Here is a 19,772-nt window from a genome sequence, read left to right as displayed (position 1 = left end):
ATACCGATCAGCGCGAGCACGGCGGCGAGACTCGCTTGCCCGCCGTTTGTGCCCAGACCTGACGGTGTACCAGGCGGCCTCCGCTAGATCGGTGGCATGGCAACGTTCGCCCACCGGCGCACGAGGAGTGCGGGGACACGCAGCCGAAGCTCGCTCGCGGCACATTTCGTGGCCTGGTCCCTATTTCACGTGTCGACGACGCCGTGCTCCTCACGAAATCGCCTGCGGCACCCTGGTGATGAGCGGGCTCTGCCACGTCCAACGCGGGCAGCGGGCTTTCGCCGTCATCACCGGGCCTCGGCTGAAGGTGCCGGCCGGTTTGCGGTCACGGTGCGACATCCACTCGTCCTCTGCATAGGCGCGCCATTTCTCACGGTCGGCGGTGAGCGAACCCCGCCGCTCGCCTTGCCGCGACTCGTGAACCAACGCTCGCTTCTCTCCGGTCAACACCGACCGAACGGCGGCCTGGGAAAGTCAGAACGTCGATCGTCCCCACCGGCGTCCGCGGGTGCCGGGCGCGGGCGAACACTAAGGTCACGCTCACCGGCTGACCCGGCGCGGCTGTGCCGTTCATTGAGGCAGATGTCCTTCCACGTGTCGACGGCCACCGAGTCGCCGTACCACTGGTGCGCGTTCTCGTGCACGATCGTGTTCACGTCGCCCATGGAAGCGGAATAGACCGGGCGGCTCACCGTCTCGAGCGAATAGTCGATCGGCACGTCCGGGTAGCTGCCGCCCGCGGCGCTGGCCGGGTACTTCCCGAACTTCGACTCCAGGAAGTCGAGGACCTCCGGCAGCCTCGCGTCGGCCTTCTAGGTGGTGTCCGGCGCGAACGCGCTGACGATCAGGGTGCCGTCCGCGCGCTGGCGCTTGCTCAAGGTCCACTTGTCGATCGCGAGCGTGGTCAGGTCGGGCGCGGCCGGCGTGTCCTCGGACCACACGTGCGTGGTGCCCCCCGCGGTCTTGAACGTGCCCGCCGCGCGGCCGTCGGAGATCGCCTTTCACTCGTCCGGAACCGTGACGGCCAACCGGAACCGGGCCTTGTCGCGGGGAGTCTCGTTGGCCGGGTACCAGGTCATGGCCGACTGCGGCCGGCCGGCCGCGAACGCTCCGCCGGGCCTGATGTGCTGCCAGCCGTTCGAGCCCGGCATCGTCGTCGGGACGCCGTGGTAGGCGATCCCGGCGCTGAAGCGCAGCCCGCATACGAGCGAGTTGCGCGGCGTGATCACGAGTTCGTGGTCGCCGGTGCGGCTGAACTGGGCGGGAAGGCCGTTGACCTTCACCGAGTCGACGGTGAGGCCGCGCAGGTCGAGGTTGAACGAGCTGAGCGGCTGGGTCGCCCGCGCGTTTACTGTCTGCAGGCCGGTGAGCTGGCGGCTGTCCGGCGCGTAGGAGACCTTGAGGTCGTAGTCGGAGACGTCGTACCCGCCGTTGCCGTCCTGCGGGTAGCAGCTGTCCCCGGCCCCGTCCGTGCCCGGGGTCGGCTCGTCCTGGCCGGCCGAGGCGATGGTGGCGCCGAGCGTTGCTGCGGCGAGGGCGGCGACGGTCGTTGCCGGACGACGCCAGCGTTGCGGTGCGGTCAGGACACTCCTGATCGTGGTGAACGGATTTCGGTGCGCTGAGTGCCGTGGGCCGCCCCGAGAGGACGGGACGGCCCACGGCCAGGTCAGCGTGCGGCGACGCGCGCCTAGGGTCGCGGCTTGATCAGCTTCGGGTATTCCTTCTGGAACTTCTCGATCATCGTCGCGGACGGAACGATCTTGTTCGGGTTGTCTTGCGCAAGGGCTTGCCGCTCGCCCCACGCAGCCGCGGACTTGCGCTGGCCGGGAGTGCCGTGGCTGTGCTTGCAGTCGCCGACGGAAGCCATCAGGTAGGCGAACTCCTGCTGCGCGCGGGCGTCCCACGCCGCGCCCTTCGCGTGCGCGAGGAAATAGCCCGCGTAGGCGTCCGGACCCAGTTCCCTGGACTCGTCGCCCGGCGAGTTGCCGTGCGCGGCATCAACGTGGTGCCCGTACTCGTGCCCCACGATCCCTTCCACCGAAACGTCGCCGAAACCGGCCCGGCCGGCCAGGTCGAGCATGCCGTCGCCCAGCAGGATGCGCGGGCCCGGGAAGATAGGCAGCGCGGCCGCAGTCTCCGACAGCAGCGGGTTCCGCCCGCCCTGCAAAGCGGGCACCTCGTGCACCACCTTGCTCGCCAGCGCGCCCGCCGCCGCGGCGCGCGCCGGGGCGAAGCCGAGCGCGAACGTCTGGGTCATCTTCTCCGGGCTGGCCGTGTCCGTGCCCTTGAGCGCCACCAGCTGAATGTCCCAGCCCTCGACGTCCCAGAACCCGCGCAGCTTGTCGATCACGGCAGCGGCACGGGCCGTGTACTGGCCGTCGGTGCCGAATACCTGCGGGCTCTTGTCGTTCGCGACCTGCCACGCGTACTCCACGGCGAGGACGCCAACCACCGACATCGCCCGCTGTTCGACATCCGTGAGCGATGCTTGGAGCTTTGCGATCTCGGAATTCACCCACCCGGGGGTGCAACCCGGAATGACGCCCGGGTCGCCTTCGGCTTTCCGGCCGGACCCGGCAACCGGCGACTCGACCAGCGGCTTGCCCTCGCGCAGCGAGCTCGCTGAATCCTCTGCCTTGAAGAGGTCGTCTACTTCCCGCTCCAGCTGTGCGATGTCCTTCTCCACCGACGAAGGCTTCGGCGCGGCCGCCGCCGGGACGGCCGTACCGGCCGCAGCCGCTACCAGAACGCCGACAGCGACGAAGGTCCTGCCGAGAGTCCGGGATCGTTGTGACACGAGAGTACCTCTCCTCCGGTTGTCTGCACGAAGCCGCGAACGTAAGTCAATTTCCGCCCGGAGAACAGGCAGGTGAACCGAAAACCCCAGCCTAGGGCCACAACTTTCGTAGTGGCTCGGACCGCCGCATTCCCCATTTCCGGAACACGAGCGAACAGTCGGGCGTTCCCGCGAAAAGTCATGCGAAAATCAAGGCCAGCGGGTCGATTCCCCGCGGGCCGGCTCCGTCCAGGACAGTCAGAGCGCGGAACGGAAACGACCGCGGCAGCGGCGAACGCGGCGGGAGCGGACCGCTGCGGCTCGTGCCCCGAACCGTTCGCCGGAGAACCCGCCGAACCGGTCGCCGACGTTTCGGCGCTTGGCCCGCATTCGCCGCCGGCTCCGCCGTCGGAGGACTTCTCTTCGCGGCGGCGGCTTTCTTGCGTCGGTGGTTCCGAAGACCGCGACGTCTTTCTTCAGGCGTCGACGGAACTTCGTCCGGGCTCGGCGTTTCCGCACCTCGAGGGCGTCGCGCTGGCCGAGGTCGGCGGGGTGCCGGACGTGCTGGCCGGCGGGGTCGTCGGCTCCGGCTTCGTCGAGACAGCGGGAAGCTCTCCGGCGAAAGATGCGCTGCTGCTTGACGAGTTCGCGGTCCCCGCGCTGTCCGGAGCCGCGGAGTTCGGCACCGCGAGACCGGCCCCGCGCTCGGAACGCTCTCGCCCGGTTTCCCCGCCGACGCGCCGATCGGCGCGTCGGCGCCGGGCAGTTCGGCGGCAGCGCCGCGGCAGCGGACCGCCCATGCCATTACAGTGTCCACATAGGAGTTCGAGTTTTTGTACCGGCGCACGGCGATCCGCTGGCCGCCCTCCGCGGAGCGCATCGCCGCGAATCCGCCCGCTGCGTTGAGCGCCGGGCCAAGGACGCGCTCGTGTCCCTTGAGCCGGTCCCGGTCAGGCCGCCGCCCTCGTGGACGACAAGGTCGGCTGGCCCGTCGACGGCCGGAGCGTCCGGTGGTTCCCGGGGGAAGCCAGCGACTCGCCGTATCCGGCGGATACCTCGTCCGCATCCGGACATAGCCGCAACCAGTAGCGCCCAACCGACCGGACCGCGCACTCGCCAGCCAGCGCATCGCTCCGAGAACCGACCGCTGAGACCGCGTACCGCGGCAGGCCAGCACGGCCGGTGCCGTTGGGGCTAAGGCGCGCGTTCGCCTGTCTCCGCCGGTGCTTTGGGCGGACATCGGACAGCTGCCGAGTCTGGTCACGCGCCGACATCGTTGTTCCCGGGCATGACCGCCTGGCCTTCGGGCGGTGCCCTGCCGCATCGCGTTCATTCTTTTGCGGAGCGTGTCGATCGGCTCGTGCTGTCTGCCCGCCTGACGAGACCGGACAGCCGGGCCGCGCGGAGGGAGCAGCTCGTCGCTGACATCCCTGCCGCGCGGCCCGGCATCTCCGGACGGTTCGGGCGTTCGCCGTCTCCGGTTATTGCGCTGACGGCTTGGCGAAGGCGAGCCGGACCGTGACCGTGCCGCCGTCGCGCGCTTCGCCGGCCAGCGTGACGCTCGTGCCGGTGTCCGGCACCGCCACCGCGGTTCCCGGCAGCTTCTTCGCTGCCCAGAGGCGATCGTCGAAGGCCGGTTGCGCGGGAGCCGACGGCACGGAGATCCTGGCCTGGTACTTGATGTTGTCCTCGTTCCGGTTCGACCACCGCAGATCCAGCGCGGGGGTCGGGGTCAGCGTGAAGGCCGCGTCGTACATCTGCACGGCGACGGGGGCCGCACGGCCGTCGTCGGACGAGATCTGGTCGGGGTGGGCGTCGATGGGGATCACCTGACCGGCCCCGGGATGATCAGCCATCTTGTTGTCGGTGTAGGACCGGTTCCAGTACCACAGCAGCATCCCCGGCTGGTAGCCGTAGCGCTGCACGACGGAGGAGCCGGCGGGATCGCTGAAGAAGTACGCTCTGCGCAGGTCGGCGTTGTATCCGGTGTAACGCCGGTTCTCCGCCAGGTAGTAGCGGCCCTTGCCGTCCGGGCCCTTGGGCAGGATGACCACCAGCGCCTGCGCGTTGTCGCTCTGCTTCGCGTCGGATGCGTCCAGGGCGACATCGCCTCCCTCCCCGTAGCGGACGGCCGTGTAGTCCACCCAGCCGAGCATGAGCTTCTCCCACGGCCCGAATCCGGACGGCGCCGTGCCGATGGCGGTGTCCGAATCCGACAGCCACGACCCCTTGTCCATGATGGACCAGAAGCCCGCGGTGTTGTGGGTCTCACCGACGGTGTCGTAGAGGTCGGGCAGGCCGAGGTCGTGGCCGAATTCGTGCGCGATGACGCCGACCCCGGCGTTCTCCGGCTCGATGGTGTAGTGGGATACGCTGATCCCGGTGCCGCCGACGTCCACCGGAACCGCCGTATCCCGGCTGTGCGACCAGATGTTGTTGCGGAGCCGGGGGTCGTCCTTCTGATTGCGTTTGACTCCGGTCGCATCGGCTCCGATCCCAGCGTGGATGATCGTCAGGTGGTCGATCTGGCCGTCCGGCTTGTCCTGGCGGGAGGCGCGGTCCCACGTGTCGAACGTGGCCAGTTCGGCTTTGATCTGGGCGTCGGACCACTGGGCGGCCTTGCGGTTGGCGATCCATCCGTTCATGCCGTCGGCGACGAGCTTGTCCAGCTTTTCGTCGTCGACCTGGTTGTAGTAGGCCTCGCTGTGCGGAAGCTTGACCCACTCGGTCACCGAACCGGTCACGTCGAAGCGGCCCTGTGACTGCTGCCGGTAGAAGTCCTTGAAGGAGGGAGCCCCGTCGCCGAAGAACAGGTCCCGGTAGTGCTGCTGGTCGAAGTCCGGGACCCAGTACGTCGAGTTGTCCTTCTTCGGGTCCGGGCGGGGGATCTGGTTGTGCACCGGGCCGGCCGGCCCGCCGATGGCGGGGGTCGTGTCGTCGCCGAACTCGACGGCCAGCACGAACACCTTGTGCGTCCCGACCGTCTTCAACGACTCCGCCGTGCCGGGCGCCGGGTCCGCCGAGCCGGACGCCGCGGCCGGACCGGACCGATGCCCCCCGGGATTGTCGGCAACCGCCGACAGCTCGCGCTCCATGTTGTCCGCGGCCGCCTGCCGGCGCACCTGCTCGGCAGGCGAGGGCCGGTCGTCCAACCCGGCAAAGTCCGCCGCGCCGTCCGCCCCCGCCGCGGCCGTCCCGTGCCTCGTCGCCGTATCGCGCCTCCCGGACGGTTTCGGAAGCTCAGGACTCCCCGGCGCGGCAGTCGGTTCCGGCAGCGCCGGCCGGCCCTCCTGCTGCCGCGGCGTTTCCGCACTGTGCGGCACCGGGCTGGCGGCACGGGCCGCACCTGGCTGCCCGCCGGCCTGGGGTGCGGCCCGATCGATCAGAACCCCGTCGCCGACCAGCATCCCGACTGCCAGCAGCCCCGCTACCCCAGCGGCGATCTTGGCCCGAAGCCGTCTCTTGCTCACATTCATCCGCTCTCCTCTGTCGGAGTACCCGCCGTCAGGCCGCGACCGGCCGTGAAACACCACAAGCAATACCGGAACAAACCGGACCGCCCCACTGAGCGAATTCCCCCGCAGAGGGCGGCGAAATAACCGGCGCATCATTCGCCGGTTATGATTTCGCGTTGAATCGCACGTTCGGCTTCCTTGCCGAACAGCTTCAGCAGCCAGGACGCCTGCGACGTGGAACGAAGCTGGGCCTGCCGGAGAGGCAAGAAAACCTTAAGCGAAGCTGAGTGTCAAGATTCAGGGCGTCGACCAGGCAAGCAAGTGCAATTGTTCATTCGACAGCCATGACACGCGAACGGTCGCCAGATGATTTATCCAAGACGTCCGACTCGAACAATGCCAGCTGCGGCACGGAAAACCTCCCGCTATTTCCGCGGCCGGCCGGCCTGCTCCCTGCTGATCCAGGACGCCGCCGCAGACAACGCGCAAGAACCCGACGAGAACGAAGCAGCCGAACGCGACCGGCAAATCGCGCACATTGACCGCATCCTCGACCGCTTCCGCGACGACCCACTCCAAGAACGACCCACCCTCGCCCGAGAGGAAGAATCCGACGAGGACGCCGTCATCGTCAACGACCTCGTCCGCCTCGCACTCGAGCTTCCGCACGCCCAGCGAGACTCCGCCGCCCGCGAACGTCTCCGCGAAACCTTGCTCGCCCTGCTCGGCGACAACGAGCAGGTCGCCGCCGACATCAACGCCAACGTCGCCAGTTTCGAATTCACGTTGGCCCTGATGGCACTGCACCATCGGCCGCAGCTGATGACCACCCGGTGGCCGCGTGTCGAAGCGGCCCTCAACCTCGAGGCGACATCGAACGTGCGGTCCGCCCAAGGACTACGAGCCCGTCCTTCCGGAATCCCCCATGGGCAACGCGCTCGGTTTCCAGTTCCAGCTCGGCGAGCGCAACCGCGATGGCGACCAGAGCGGCGAACTGCGGTTCTTCCGCCGCAGCGGCGTCGGGCGCGAACTGCTTCTCCAACTCCCCCCAACTGCCCGCGATCGACAACAGGCCTGGCCCGAACGTCCTGCTGAGGTCAGCGACCAGCTGGCAGACACCTCCAGCCGCGATCACGTCGGCACCGGCCTCCGCCCGCACGACGACGAGGTGCGGCTCGTCCTCGAATCCGCCTTCCGCAAAGAGTTTTCTGCTGGCCAGGCACCGCCACCCCGCTGCGATCGCAGAAGCCCGGGGCCGGCGGCGGATCGTGCGGCGGCGGAGGCCGAGTCGGCGGCGTCGGCAGCTGCCTGGCAGGCGGGCGCGACTTCGGCGGCGATGCGGGCGCGTTCGGCGGTGTCATTGGCGGCAACCTGGGCAGGGTCGACCTGGCTGCCGCCAGTCGCACGGGCTTGGTTGGCGACGTTGTGCGCGAAGTCGGCGTCAACATCGGATCCGGCGAACGGCGCGGCCATCCCGATCGCGGAGTCCGCCGGGTTGGCGATGCCGGACGCGGACCGCACCCGCCGCACCCGCCGCACTCGCGGCGCGGGGTAGCGATGTCGGCCTGCAACGCAGCGGTCGAGGCATCCAACGCGGAAGCGTTGGCTTCGTCCCGGGCGCGCTGCGCGGCCCCCGAGCGCCGGAGCGGACTTGCCCGCGCGCTGCTGGACCTGGTCGGCGGCGTTGCGGGCTTCCGCGCCGCGCGTGCGTCGGCATCGGCGGCGTTGGCGCGCATGGCGGCCTGGCGGACGAGCGCGGCCTCGGCGAATGTGACGTCCTGGTCCGCCCGCGCGGCAGCGGCTGGGGCTTAAGTGGCGGCGGTGCGAGCACGTTCGGCCGCAGCTTCGGCGTCGTCGGCACGAGCGTTACTGGCCGCGAAGACCCCGGCCGCTGGACGACCTGACCTATCGGGTGATCCTCTGCAGCTGGCCGTCGTCTTCGGCCTCGACCCGAAATCCGCCATCCGCTACGCCTCGTCGGCCCGGCAACTGCTCGAAACCACGATCGGACGCGACGACTCCAGGTTGAGCCGAACCCACGGCGGCCCTGCCGGGCACCGACCTGGTGACCTCGCGGATTCAACTGTCGCCACTTCTCCGCTGTTGCCGCCGTGTGCGGTCGCCTGGGGCGCAGCGGCTCCAGATCGTTCCTGTGGTCGTGGCGGTGCGTCCCGGCTCCGTCCGCCCCAGCTGACGCGGGTTGTCCGCCTCTCTCGCAATTTCTGTTTCACCGCATGCCGCAGACTGCCGCCCGAAGTTGTTCAGAATGGGTATTTCATGAATGCGCATAAACCTGTATTCCTATTCGGCCGCGTGCCGAACGCGGCCCCGGAACCAGTCGAATGCCGGGCATTTCAGGTGTCTTCGGACAGGTTGCGACGTGAGGCCGTTCGCGCTGATGGCGGCCCCTCTGCGGGGTTACCTGAGCCGGGCGGCGTCCTTCGGCCGTATTGAGCCGGACGTTCGAGCTGATAGGAATCACTCGCGTCGGGCGGCCGCTAAATCGTCGGCGGCCGCGACGGTTGGCGCGAGCACGATCACGAGGGAGGAAAATGGTTATGAGGCGCGTAAAATGGGGCGTTCCCGCGATCGCGGCGGTGGTCGCGTCGGGGGTCTCGACGGTCGCGGCGGGGCTCGCGGTGGCGATGGTGCTGAGCGCCGGGAGCGCCGGGGTTTCCCCGGCGGGGCCGCAGGCCGCGCCGGTCGCCGCGGTACAGCCCGCAGCGGCCGCGGTGGCCGCGGGAGGGCCGGTCGAGGACAACTTCAAGCAGATGGTGCAGCAGTTCCGCAAGGACCACCGGGCCGCGTCGGCGCAGGAGAAGACCGCCGCCGTCACCCGGGTGAAGGACGGGATTTCGTCCGGGGCGCTGGTGACGCACGTGCCCGACGGCGCGCGCCTGGGGATCGGCGCGGCGCGGGCGGCGGTCGGGCCGGACGGGACGACCGTGGCGATCCCGATCCAGGGGGCGGGCCTGCACCCGATGAGCGGGCTGACCGTGCAGATCGGCAAGGACGGCGCGGTGCACACCGCCGAAGCTCAGTTCCTGCCGCAAGGCCCGGACGCCGGGGTGATCACGACCTGAGCCGACGGCACCCTGACCCAGCACGTGCGCTCGACCGGCGAGGGCGCTTCGCCGTCCCCGGCGGCCGGGGCCGCGCCGAAGGCGACCCCGATCGCACACGTCCAGCAGGCCGGGTTCTTCGACGACCTGTCCGCGTGCCTGGGCGGAGCCAGCATCCCCGGCTGGCTGATGGGCATCCTCGGCGTGCCGTGCGCGTTCCTCGGCCCGGCCTGCGCCGCCGCGGTCGGTTTGTACTACGGCAACGCGGTCCTGACCTGCCTCGGCTTCTGAGGCACTGAACAACCGGAGGGGTCAGGCCGTCCCGGAATCGGGGCGGCCTGACCCCTCCGGCTCGGGCTGGGGGCCGGGACGGCGGGCCAGCTCGAGGACGGCCGCGACGTGGCGGTCGTAGCGGGCGTGCCCGAGCGGGGTCATCCGGAACCAGGTGCGCGGGCGCCGCCCGATCCCGCCCTTGCGGACCTCGAGAAAACCAGCCTCCTCCAGGACCCGGCTGTTCTTCGACACCGCCGAATCGCTCAGCCCGGTCGCGTCCCGGACCTCGCGGAATTCCACCCACTGCGGACCGGCCGCGAGCAGCGCGCAGATCGACAGCCGGGGCAGAGGATGGATCACCGGGTCCAGCCCGCTCACCGCCGCCCGCTTCCCGCCGCGACGATGTCGCCGCGGATTCCCGCGGCCATCCACCCCACCATCGCCCCGACCGCGACGCCCCCGGCCGCCGCGACCGCGAGACCCGCCCAGACCAGGGCAGGGGAACCGTCTGCCCGGCCCAGCCAGAACGCGGCGGCCAGGCTCGCCCCGCACGTCACCGCGAACACCGGGAACCGCGACCGCAACGACGGATACGCCGCGAACGGCCGCAGATCCTGCCGGCCGGTCCCGGTCCGCACGGAGAACAGCGCCATCGCCGCCACGAACAACACGCCCCCGGCCAGCCCGTAAGGCAGACCAGGAATCCCCAGCAGCTCCAACCGCGCCACCGGGATCGTCCCGCCCGCCACCAGGAACCACGACACCCCCGCCAGCGTCGCGACCCACCAGCCCGGCCCCACCCGCGCCGCGGCGACCCGGCTCAACCGCGCCACCGCTGCCGCTTCCTCCCCGTGCTCGCCCATGGCATTCCCTCCTCGCTCCACATCGTTTTCCAATCGGAAAGTACTTTCCGCACGTCCGGATGGCAACCGCTGGCCGTGCAGGCCCCGGCGCACGCGACAGCCCGTACCGCTCGCGAGGGGGATGGCGTCTCCCCGCGGCGGGTGAAGTGCCGCGCCGCCTAGGACCGGTGAACATTCACCCGGGCAGGGCGTGTTCACCGTGCTCAACCCGGACAGCCTCGCCAACTCGATGCGAGTAGACACTGCCTGGCGCAAAAGCGAACGACCCGCCTCTTCGTCCTGCTGGAACGAGAAACCAGGCCACGACCAGCGGTAGCCCGGCACGGCACCCCGCTGACCAGCGGACTCGTTAAAGACGGCGGCGGTTCCGGGATACGGGAGACCTCCGATATCGCCACATTGTCAAGCGGCCACCGGTTCCGCGGATGTCGGCTGAGACCGGTGGAAAGCTCAGGTTTCGCCGAACGTCTGTCCTGTGTGGAGGCAGCGGCAGAGCTGCCCGAGCATCCGGCTGAACAGGTGCCGCAGCGCGGTGGAGAGGCGGTCGCCGGGCCGGACCAGGCCGGATTCGTTCCGCTGGCCAAACGCTGGATCGTGGAGAGGTCACTGGGCTGGATCATGCGGGCGCGCCGCAATTGCCGGGACTGCGAACGCCTGCCCCGGCGCAGCGAGTCGTTGATCCCTGTGGACGTCGACGACGTTGATGGCCCGTGCCGGAGCCGGCCCGCTGGGGTAGCGGTGTCCTCACCACGATCAGGACACCCCGCGCCACCGGTCGACGGCACACTGAGCACTGCGGGCACGGCCGCGCGGGCCGCCACCCGGGTGGGGGATTTTGGCCGCCACCTCGGGCTGTTTCTTGCCTTGACGTCCAGAGCGAGCGCATGGTGGTCTGGACCATTGCGGAACGTGGGCGGCCTTCGGTACCTGAATGGCTGCCTGGCCGCCCCGGATCGTCAGGCGCTGACGGTATCCGTTGGCGGCTGACGGCAGGGAGTGCTCGTCATGACCAAACGCCCTCGTGTACCTCGGTGTGTGACGCGCGCGGTCTTGGCGCTCACGGTGGCCGCGTCGGCGCTCGGGGCGCCCGGTTCGGCCCAGGCGGCACCGGCGTTCGACACCAGCGCCGCGTCCGCCGCCGTGGCCAGGGTGCTGCCCCGACAAGCCGCCCAGTTCACCCTCACCCCGGTGCAACGCCGCCCATCCGGTGACTATTTCACGGTGAAAGGCCGCGCCGGCAAGATCGAAGTACAGGGCACGAGCCCCGGAGTGCTGTTGACCGGGGTGAACTGGTACCTGAAGTACACCGCGAAGGTGGACGTCTCCTGGCCCGGTGACAGCCTGTCCCGGTTGCCCGCGACCCTGCCCGCCCCCTCGCAGCCAGTGACCCAGTCAGCGGTGGTGCCCAACCGGTTCGCGCTCAACGACACCGACTCCGGCTACTCCGGCCCCTACAAGTCGTGGGCCGACTACGAACGTCAGATCGACGTGCTGGCGTTGCACGGCGTCAACGAGGTGTTCGTGGACATCGGCACCGACGCGGTCTATGACCGCACGTTCCGGCAGTTCGGCTACACCGCCGACGAGGTGCGCTCCTGGATCCCCTCCCCGGGCCATCAGCCGTGGTGGCTGCTGCAGAACATGGCCTCGTTCACCGGCCCGGTGTCGCCGCAGTTGCTCGACGCCCGCGTCGCGATGGCGAAGAAGGTCATCACGCGGCTCAAGGACCTGGGGATGACCCCGGTGCTGCCGGGGTATTTCGGGACCGTTCCGCGAGGTTTCGCGGACAAGAGCAAGAAGGCCGATGCCTCGTCGGACGCGCGGGTGATCGGGCAGGGCACGTGGGTGGGATTTGACCGGCCGGACTGGCTGGATCCCCGCACGAGCAGCTACCGCAAGGTCGCGGCCGCCTTCTACCAAGCCCAGCACGACCTGTTCGGCGACACCTCGATGTACAAGATGGACCTGCTGCACGAGGGCGGCAAATCCGGTGACGTGCCCGTCGGGGACGCGGCCCGCGGTGTCATGACCGCCCTGCAGACCGCGCGCCCGGGGGCCACCTGGGTGCTGCTGGGATGGCAGAACAACCCGCCTCGAGCGATCGTCGACGCCGTGGACAAGTCCAAGCTGTTCGTCGTCGACGGCCTGTCCGACCGCTACGGCCAGCGCGACCCCGACTCCCAGTGGAACAACACGCCCTACGCGTTCGGCACGATCTACAACTTCGGCGGCCACACCACCATCGGCGCCAACACCGGCGTCTGGACTCAGCGCTTCCCGCAATGGCGTACCAAGCAGGGCAGCGCCCTGACCGGCATCGCCTACCTGCCCGAGGGCACCGGCACCAACCCGGCGGCTTTCGAGTTGTTCACCGAGCTGGCCTGGCGTCAGACCCCCATCCACCAGGCTGCGTGGTTCGCCGACTACGCCAGCCGCCGCTACGGCGGGCCCGACACCCGCGCCGCGACCGCCTGGGATCTGCTGCGGCAAACCGCCTACAGCATGCCCGCCTCAGGGTGGAGCGAGGCCCAGGACAGCCTCTACGCCGCCCGCCCGAACCTGGACGCCGCCACGGCGGCGACCTGGAGCCCCGCCTCCCTGCGCTACCAGCAGGCCACCTTCGGCAAGGCACTCGACGAGCTGCTCAACGTCGATCCCGCGCTGCGGGGCACCGACGCCTACCGGTTCGACCTGGTCGACGTGGCCCGGCAAGCCCTGACCAACACCAGCCGCACCCTGCTGCCCCAGATCAAGACCGCCTACACCAACCGGGACCGGACCCAGTTCACCACCCTGACCAGCCGGTGGATGAGCAACATGACCCTGCTGGACAAGCTGCTGGCCACCGACTCCCGATTCCTGCTGGGCCCGTGGCTGGAAGCCGCCAAGTCCTGGGCGGGCACCGACACCGAACAGGCACGCCTGGAATACGACGCCCGGTCGCTGATCACCACGTGGGGGCCCCGGGCCGGCAGCGACGACGGCCGCCTCCACGACTACGCCAACCGGGAATGGTCCGGCCTGGTCAGCGACTTCTACGCCAAGCGCTGGAAGCAGTACTTCGACAGCCTGAACACCGCGATGAACACCGGCGGCCAACCGGCGTCCATCGACTGGTTCGCCGCCGAGGACGGGTGGGCCAAGCAACGCAACCCCTACCCCACCACCCCGGCCGGCGATCCCTACGCCCTGGCCGCCCAGGTACGCGACACGCTCGCCGCCGCGTCCTCCCCTCGCCAGGGGGCGATCGTCGGGATCGGCGGCAAGTGCGTTGACGTCACCAACGGCAGCTCAGCAGACGGCACGCCTGTGCAGGTGTGGGACTGCAACGGCACCGCCGCCCAGACCTGGACCGCCCAGGCTGACGGAACAGTGCGAGCCATGGGCAAGTGCCTGGACGTCCGAGGCGGCGCCACGGCCGCCGGCACCGCCGTGCAGCTGTATGGCTGCAACGGCACGCCCGCCCAGACCTGGACCTCCCGCAAGGACGGAACCTTGGTCAACACCAAGTCCAACCTGTGCCTGGACGCCACGGGAGGATCGTCCACGCCGGGCACACCACTGATCGTCTGGACCTGTATCGCCACTCCCAACCAGAAGTGGGCACTCCCCTCCTGAATTACCGGCAGCGATCCACGCAGGACTACGGTAGGGTCGGCCCGAATTGATCGGTTCGGGCCAACCCCACCGACGCGCATGCCAGTCACCAATCCTCCGCCGACCGCGGCTTTCTTGGTCTCCGTTGCTCGGTCAGTGCCTGATCTCGCATCGTTGCTCAACGGTTTTCCTGCAGGCGCTCAGCTACCTGCGAGAACCGTCCCTGGCACCGTGGCTGGCTTTGCGCGCCCAGCTCGGCAGCGGCTACGCCGACGACGTGCGGGGCATGGCGAACTTCCGCAAGGCGGTCGTCGCCGCCATGGTCTCGGTACGCGCGATCTGCCCCGAAGCCAGCGTCAGAGCACCAAGTACGGCCTGCTCCTCACGCCGGTCCCGCTCCGTGGCTTGCGCGCCATCACGGCTGGGGCGCAGGCCCGGCGCATATCTGAAAGCCGGCCAGCTCCCAGGGCCGCGGCCTGGATCAGCTTCCGGCAGGCTGCGTCAGAGACGGGCTGGCGCAGTTGCGGTTCCGGCACCCTCCTTGGCCTCGTAGACCGCGGTGTCGGCTCGCCGCAGCAGATCGTCGATGTCCTCGACGTCGGGCACGGGAAACAGGGTCGCGCCGGGCGACACCGTCAGGGCGCCGCTGGGACACGGGAGACCTCCGATATCGCCAATTGTCAAGCGGTCACAGGTTCTGCAAGTGTCGGCTGAGGCGGGTGGAAGGCTCGGGTTTCGTCGTAGGTCTGTCCTGTGTGGAGGCAGTGGCAGAGCTGTCCGAGCATTAGGTTGACCAGGGGCCGCAGGGCGGTGGAGTGGCGGTCGCCGGGGACGCGGCGTTTCCGGTAGCGGGCTTTGGCGGGTTCGCTGTGGGTGGCGGCGATGAAGGCCCAGAGCCAGCCGACGGCGGCGAGGCGGTCGTTCTTGATCGGCCGGCAGGTGACGGAGATCGCGCGCCGGACGTGCGGGCGACGGGTGCGGACCCTGCGTATGCCTTGAGCACGCGGGCCTCGGAGAAGCGGATGCGGTCGTCGCCGATCTCGGCCAGGACGCGGGCTCCGGTTGAGTCGGCGAGGCCGGGGAAGCTGGTGATGATCGCGTAGTCGGGGTGTCGGAACGCGTCCGCGGCCACCGCACGAAGTCGTCGGCGCCAGTGCAGGCGGCGTCGAGCGTGGCGAACAGCGCGAGGGCCTGGCGGCCGAACGCGTCTTCGACCAGCCTCGGCTGGCTCAGCTGGGGTTCGCGCAGTGCCGCCTTGATGTCTGCGGTGGCCTGGCCGACGCAGCGGGTGCGGCCGGCGCGGCGATACGGGCTTTCGACAGCGCGGCCGCGGCGGCCAGGGTCGGGGTGATCGCCAGGATCGCGGCGAGGTTCGTCGCGGACTTGCCCGCGAAGGCGGCGAGGACGGCCGGGCAGTACTCGCGCAGGACCGCGCAGTTCGTTGCTTGCCTTGGTGCGCCGCCAGATCGCGTCCTGCTGGGCGCGGGCGAGCACGGCCACGGCTTGGGCGAGGTCGCGGTCGGCAGGGACGCGGCGGCGCGCAGAACGTTCGCCAGGGTCGTCGCATCGGCGTGGTCGGATGTGGATGCGGGACACCGAGTGCCGCTCACGATAACGGGCGGCGGCCATCGGATTGATCGCGAACACCGGCCTGCCGGTCGCGCGGAGCGCGGCGACGAGCAGCCCGCGGGGTGTTTCGATCGCGACCGGAATCGGGGCCTCGGCCGGGTCGCCGAGTTCGGCGAGCAGCTCGGTGAACTCGGCGACGACCTCGTTGATTCTCTTTTCGCCATCAGCCTGCCGGCGCTGTCGACCACGGCCAGGTCGTGACGGCCTTCCGCCCAGTCGATCCCGCAGCACAGTGTCAACCCCGTCACCTCTGGTCGATCAGTGACCTCTGCCGGTCAGAGACCCAGCGAGAACGCGCAGCGCCCTCCTGACGAGGCTCGACGGCCTTCCCTCCGATGAGTTGTTCGCGATTCCAGCGACCCGCACGGCAAGCCAGTCTTCGCGGCATAGCTCACCGGCTCCCCAGAAACAAGGCATCCGCCGTGCGGGCGGGCTCGAACCACGAGCACCGACCTGACCCGGCGAGATCCCGGTCGCGGTCGACCGAGCCCGCCGGTCCCGCACGTGGACTCACCGGCCCCAGAGGCGCTCAGGCACAGCACTCGCGCGGCGGACCACCAGCGCCGACGGCGCGTCGACCGATCTCCCCCGAGGGCTCACGGCTCTCGAAACCTTCCGGCCTCGACCCAACGCCGAGCAGCCCGCGGAAGTCCGTGTTGCCGATCTTTTCGACGCCTCGGGAATCAGGTAACGAGAAGGCTTCCACCACTTCGAGCGGGCTGTCCGGGATTCAGGAGAAACCTGCCAAGTGAGCAATTGAGGTGAGGTTCACCGAGGTTCGGAGGCACGCCGCGTTCCTGGATTTCGCGAGCGCGGGTGTTGTGCCCGGCGATTCCGGCGTGGATCTGCTCGACCGCCAGGCCGGTTCCCGCGGTCAGGAGCGCAGTGTCGAGGTATCGGTGGGGTTCGCGGCCACCGTCCACAATATCTCTCCCGCCCGCAGTTCCGCATCCACGAACTGGCGCGGTCGGTACTGTTTCGCCAGCGCGTCCAGGCGCTCTTCGGAACAGACGCAGACCAGCCGTTCCCCGTGCATCGCCGGATCTCGCGCGACTACTGCGGCTCGGTGTCGTCGGCGACGACACCGAGCCGCACGCCCTCGTACCGGATTCCTCACCGATCCACGAGGACTGCCGGTACGCGACCGTGACCTGTGTGGCGCTGCTGCCGACATCGGCACCGGTCGTGGTGGACGACGCCGTGCGGACCGGTCGCACGCGGACCTGACGGAGGCCGGGTGGATCGATGTGACCACCCGGCCTCCGCGTTCCCGTGCCGCGTCAGCCGGGCCGGCTGCGCAGGAACCGCGTCGAGTTATCCCAACGCAGGCCCAGGACGATCCGGATTCGATGACGGCTGGCGCACGGAAATACTAGGAACTTTGCGGCGCGGTAAACTTCAACGTTTTCGGCACCGCCTCGCTCCCGATGCGCATACCGTACAAGTGCAGACCAGTATTATCGCGAGGAACTTCCACCCTGGTCCCATAGTACGACATATTGTACGACTTTCCTCTTTCCAGCTTCAACGGAAAGGCATAGCTCTGGCAACTCATCTGGACTTCCCCGGTCCCTTCACGCCGCATAGTGCCGTCGTCGTACAATAACGGAGCGGAGTTGTAATTTTCAGCTATTGAACAATTGAACCTAGTCTCCGCTCGGTCGGTATCCCGCACCCAGAATAGCCCAAGAGACTTGCTCCAGTAGTCGGCAGCCAGGTAGGGAAGTCCGTAAAGTGACCCCTTGTCGTCGTTGTAAAAGCGGACACAGCCCCTGACGAAGGCCTTCTTGTCCTTATCTTGCGTCGTAGTCCCATCGTCGCACGCCTTGCCCACTTCCTTCAAATTGTTCCCGTCGGCAACTTCGGCTACCGGAATCAATTGGATGTCGGTAGTCGAATCCTCTGACTCGGTGAAGAATTCCTCAGAACTGTGCGTGACCTGCCACAGGTTTGTAGCCTGGTCGACGGACGGACTCAACTTTATATCCTTGAGGTAAATGGAGTTCGACTTTCCGTCGGAGCCAACTGAAAATGGCTCGCTGTAGTATGAAAATTTCCCTGAGTGAAAGTTAGAATTGCCGTGAAATTCTGTCGGCCATGCGCCTGACACTTTGACTACATACTGGCCGAAGTAGTCGTTATTTGAGCACGAAGGCTCGATCCTGTCCGCACCCGGAAAGGTCACGCTGCAGAAGGAGGGCGTTCCGATGACGTGCGCGCCGTTCTCGGATTTCGCAAGGGGGAATGGACTTTCCGTGTAGGTAAGGCCCTTGATGCTCGCTGCTTGGGAAGGAAGTTTTGCTTCTGCGATTTTCGCGCTGTCTAGTACGTAGAATCTAGTCGTTTCGTTCGGGTGTACCGGAGTTACGATATCGTCGATTATTTCATCCGAGCATGCCCCATCCGGCTCGGGGGCGTTTCTCTTCAGTTCGCTATGAGGATTGCTGTGAACTTGCCCGCCCGGCCAGTTGACGCGCGCATTGATTCCAATCAAGGAAACCACGAGGTGCCTCGGAGCGGTCGGGCAGACGACGTTCCGCAAAGTCTGCACATCCACAGCTGGGTGGGCAGCATCGACAGATGCCGAATTCGGGTCAAACCCAGCATTTCTCATGATTCGGTGGACTCGCGTGGTTCCGTCAAACGATTCTTCGAGCGGCCTGGCTTGGGAGTACCGTCCCTCTCTGGTGATCTCGTACGCCTGCACGTTTCGAATATGCCGAGCGGATATTCCTCCAGCGAATACCACTTCTTCTTGCCCTGCGTAGCCTCCGTACAAGGACCCTAGCGACCGGGCGACGTCGAACCCGCCGGGGGCGAATATTTCGTACCGATACCACCGTTCCGACACGCCTGCGGCGCTAGTGGAGGCTGGGTACCAGCGAGAGCTTTGCGTCGCGCCTACAAAGATACTGGAGAAACTGCGATCCGACTGCCCCGGGGCTCCCATCTCGTGGACGTACCGGTTCAAATTTGAATAGCTGTCAAGGTCCTGGCCCGGCTGTATCGCCCTCGGCGCGAACCCGGTTCTCAGAATTTCGCTGGGACTGCGGCGATCCCATCGGTAAACGTGCGTTCGGACATCCAGGTTATCAGTAGCATCCCGGGCCACCAGGCCTACGCTTGGCTCAGTTATCCTGTTGGCGTTTACTAGGTCCGCGTACATGGTCCGCAATTGCGTCTCGTTTCGCTGCCCCACAGCGGCGGCAAACAGCCGCGGAGAGTACGGCGACGGAGTTCGCGACGGGCCGTCGTCCGCATGTGCGGACCCGCCGAAAACCGCTACCAGCAGCGACGCGATGAAGCTTGCGACCAGGGCAGCCGCAGATGCTGCCCGAGATCTCCTTGTAATTGCTCTCGAACTGGCCATGTGACTCCTTTTATCTTTCGTGCCCGGGAGGCGCACTCAAGGAGCGGATCCGTGGACCGGACACTGAGTCCTGCCAGCCGAAACCTCCAGGCAGAACCGCTCGCGAACACAGGACTCTCGACAGGCCGTTTCTTTCAACGGTTTTATTTACGAGAGCGTCCCGATTAAGCTGTCCGGGAGAGCGGTGGCGGGAGGCGCGGCATGGTGGCATGTTCGGCCACGGATCATCTTCCCGAGCAGGTTGACGCGTTTCGACGAGAGAGGACGCGGGTCTTTCCTCCTTTACCTCCACGTCTTTTCCGGCTGCAACAGGGACTTCGAGTACTTCCACCCGTGACCAGCGCTGCAGTCCCCCAGTCATGACCGGAGGACTGCAGCGCTGAAACGAGAACCGGGCGGAAGATCGCCACCGAAAGGAATATATGAATCCGCTTGCAGGTTGTCCAGAAAACCAGCGGGAATCACTCTAACGAGCCGAAGAGGTTCGGAGCTTGTCCACGGGGAGCGCGAGCAGCGGTTCCCACCTCGACGCGACGGCGGAACCTCGGTGGCCTGACTGCATCTTCGGCAGGAAAGTCAGACATCGGACGCAGCCAAGTCCAGCCGCTCGGACAGGCCTGGCAATGCAGTTCAAGCGCGGCAGATGCTTGCTGCCCCGCCGCGTCGGCCGGCTCGTGGGCCGAGGCGCAGCACCCGGCCGCAGGACTCCCAGCGCGCTTCAGATGGAGCCTGGCAGCTTCACCTCAC

Annotated in this window: 14 protein-coding genes and 2 pseudogenes; 5 read left to right on the top strand and 11 right to left on the bottom strand. The window is 68.0% G+C overall.

Translation table 11 applies throughout. From position 1 onward, the window contains the following. Positions 1-210: 210 nt before the first annotated feature. From SSMG_RS46840 to SSMG_RS12515, 7 genes are all read right to left on the bottom strand, one after another. The gene (locus tag SSMG_RS46840) at positions 211-339 is read right to left on the bottom strand and encodes a hypothetical protein (RefSeq protein ID WP_255409863.1); all 129 of its coding nucleotides are present in this window, start codon (positions 337-339) and stop codon (positions 211-213) included. A gap of 104 nt (positions 340-443) precedes the next feature. Further along, positions 444-665, bottom strand: coding sequence for a M1 family aminopeptidase (locus tag SSMG_RS47610; RefSeq protein WP_353611798.1), 222 nt, complete (start codon positions 663-665; stop codon positions 444-446). Between the two features lie 147 nt (positions 666-812). Continuing rightward, positions 813-941, bottom strand: a complete 129-nt coding sequence (locus SSMG_RS46835; RefSeq protein ID WP_286156951.1) for a hypothetical protein — start codon at positions 939-941, stop codon at positions 813-815. Positions 942-1,001: 60 nt separating this feature from the next. After that, positions 1,002-1,802: a hypothetical protein gene (locus SSMG_RS46095; protein WP_009076237.1), complete on the bottom strand. Its 801-nt coding sequence runs from the start codon at positions 1,800-1,802 to the stop codon at positions 1,002-1,004. Further along, entirely contained in the window at positions 1,688-2,797 is a 1,110-nt protein-coding gene (locus tag SSMG_RS12525; RefSeq protein WP_009076235.1) for a hypothetical protein, read from the bottom strand. The genes SSMG_RS46095 and SSMG_RS12525 overlap by 115 nt, the downstream gene beginning before the upstream one ends. A 1,460-nt stretch (positions 2,798-4,257) precedes the next feature. Further along, complete coding sequence (locus SSMG_RS12520) at positions 4,258-6,252, bottom strand: M6 family metalloprotease domain-containing protein (protein WP_037713483.1); 1,995 nt, start codon at positions 6,250-6,252, stop codon at positions 4,258-4,260. A gap of 276 nt (positions 6,253-6,528) precedes the next feature. Beyond that, the gene (locus SSMG_RS12515; RefSeq protein WP_037713481.1) at positions 6,529-7,041 is read right to left on the bottom strand and encodes a hypothetical protein; all 513 of its coding nucleotides are present in this window, start codon (positions 7,039-7,041) and stop codon (positions 6,529-6,531) included. A gap of 115 nt (positions 7,042-7,156) precedes the next feature. Here SSMG_RS12515 and SSMG_RS45325 point away from each other — a divergent pair, with 115 nt between their 5' ends. The 3 genes from SSMG_RS45325 to SSMG_RS12495 all read left to right on the top strand — a co-directional run bounded on the left by SSMG_RS45325 (position 7,157) and on the right by SSMG_RS12495 (position 9,584). Next, positions 7,157-7,786 carry a hypothetical protein gene (locus SSMG_RS45325; protein WP_009076227.1) on the top strand — a complete coding sequence of 210 codons (630 nt, stop codon included), beginning with the start codon at positions 7,157-7,159 and terminating at the stop codon, positions 7,784-7,786. Between the two features lie 1,003 nt (positions 7,787-8,789). Beyond that, the gene (locus SSMG_RS12500) at positions 8,790-9,314 is read left to right on the top strand and encodes a hypothetical protein (protein ID WP_037713475.1); all 525 of its coding nucleotides are present in this window, start codon (positions 8,790-8,792) and stop codon (positions 9,312-9,314) included. 24 nt (positions 9,315-9,338) lie between these two features. Continuing rightward, on the top strand, positions 9,339-9,584 hold the full coding sequence (locus tag SSMG_RS12495) for a hypothetical protein (RefSeq protein WP_009076225.1): 246 nt from the start codon (positions 9,339-9,341) through the stop codon (positions 9,582-9,584). A gap of 21 nt (positions 9,585-9,605) precedes the next feature. On the opposite strand, the gene SSMG_RS12490 is transcribed toward SSMG_RS12495, so the two are convergent. Together SSMG_RS12490 and SSMG_RS12485 are read right to left on the bottom strand one after the other, a co-directional pair. Continuing rightward, positions 9,606-9,944, bottom strand: a complete 339-nt coding sequence (locus SSMG_RS12490) for a transcriptional regulator (protein WP_100266768.1) — start codon at positions 9,942-9,944, stop codon at positions 9,606-9,608. Beyond that, a complete protein-coding gene (locus tag SSMG_RS12485) occupies positions 9,941-10,429 on the bottom strand; it encodes a hypothetical protein (protein WP_037713473.1) in 489 nt (162 codons plus the stop codon). The genes SSMG_RS12490 and SSMG_RS12485 overlap by 4 nt, the downstream gene beginning before the upstream one ends. 552 nt (positions 10,430-10,981) lie before the next feature. On the opposite strand from SSMG_RS12485, the pseudogene SSMG_RS46830 reads away from it, so the two are divergent. Together SSMG_RS46830 and SSMG_RS12480 are read left to right on the top strand one after the other, a co-directional pair. Beyond that, positions 10,982-11,110: pseudogene (locus tag SSMG_RS46830) on the top strand (IS5/IS1182 family transposase); the annotation flags it as partial. 324 nt (positions 11,111-11,434) lie between these two features. Next, positions 11,435-14,047, top strand: coding sequence for an alpha-N-acetylglucosaminidase (locus tag SSMG_RS12480; RefSeq protein ID WP_037713471.1), 2,613 nt, complete (start codon positions 11,435-11,437; stop codon positions 14,045-14,047). 659 nt (positions 14,048-14,706) lie between these two features. On the opposite strand, the pseudogene SSMG_RS47605 reads toward SSMG_RS12480, so the two are convergent. Next, a pseudogene (locus SSMG_RS47605) lies at positions 14,707-15,894 on the bottom strand (transposase). A 1,133-nt stretch (positions 15,895-17,027) separates the two neighbouring features. Continuing rightward, a complete protein-coding gene (locus SSMG_RS45320; RefSeq protein ID WP_158688014.1) occupies positions 17,028-18,362 on the bottom strand; it encodes a hypothetical protein in 1,335 nt (444 codons plus the stop codon). Between the last annotated feature and the right edge of the window lie 1,410 nt (positions 18,363-19,772).

Origin of the sequence: Streptomyces sp. AA4, assembly GCF_000158875.1 — a bacterium.
Taxonomy (GTDB): domain Bacteria; phylum Actinomycetota; class Actinomycetes; order Mycobacteriales; family Pseudonocardiaceae; genus Amycolatopsis.
Note: the sequence above shows the minus strand (reverse complement) of the source record. Positions and strands in the feature narration are given on the sequence as shown.

Coding starts and splice junctions, on each gene's coding strand:
- SSMG_RS46840 (WP_255409863.1), bottom strand. CDS start 339: ATGTCGCACCGTGACCGCAAACCGGCCGGCACCTTCAGCCGAGGCCCG.
- SSMG_RS12480 (WP_037713471.1), top strand. CDS start 11,435: ATGACCAAACGCCCTCGTGTACCTCGGTGTGTGACGCGCGCGGTCTTG.
- SSMG_RS12520 (WP_037713483.1), bottom strand. CDS start 6,252: ATGAATGTGAGCAAGAGACGGCTTCGGGCCAAGATCGCCGCTGGGGTA.
- SSMG_RS12485 (WP_037713473.1), bottom strand. CDS start 10,429: ATGGGCGAGCACGGGGAGGAAGCGGCAGCGGTGGCGCGGTTGAGCCGG.
- SSMG_RS12500 (WP_037713475.1), top strand. CDS start 8,790: ATGAGGCGCGTAAAATGGGGCGTTCCCGCGATCGCGGCGGTGGTCGCG.
- SSMG_RS12515 (WP_037713481.1), bottom strand. CDS start 7,041: ATGGTGCAGTGCCATCAGGGCCAACGTGAATTCGAAACTGGCGACGTT.
- SSMG_RS47610 (WP_353611798.1), bottom strand. CDS start 665: ATGGGCGACGTGAACACGATCGTGCACGAGAACGCGCACCAGTGGTAC.
- SSMG_RS45325 (WP_009076227.1), top strand. CDS start 7,157: ATGGGCAACGCGCTCGGTTTCCAGTTCCAGCTCGGCGAGCGCAACCGC.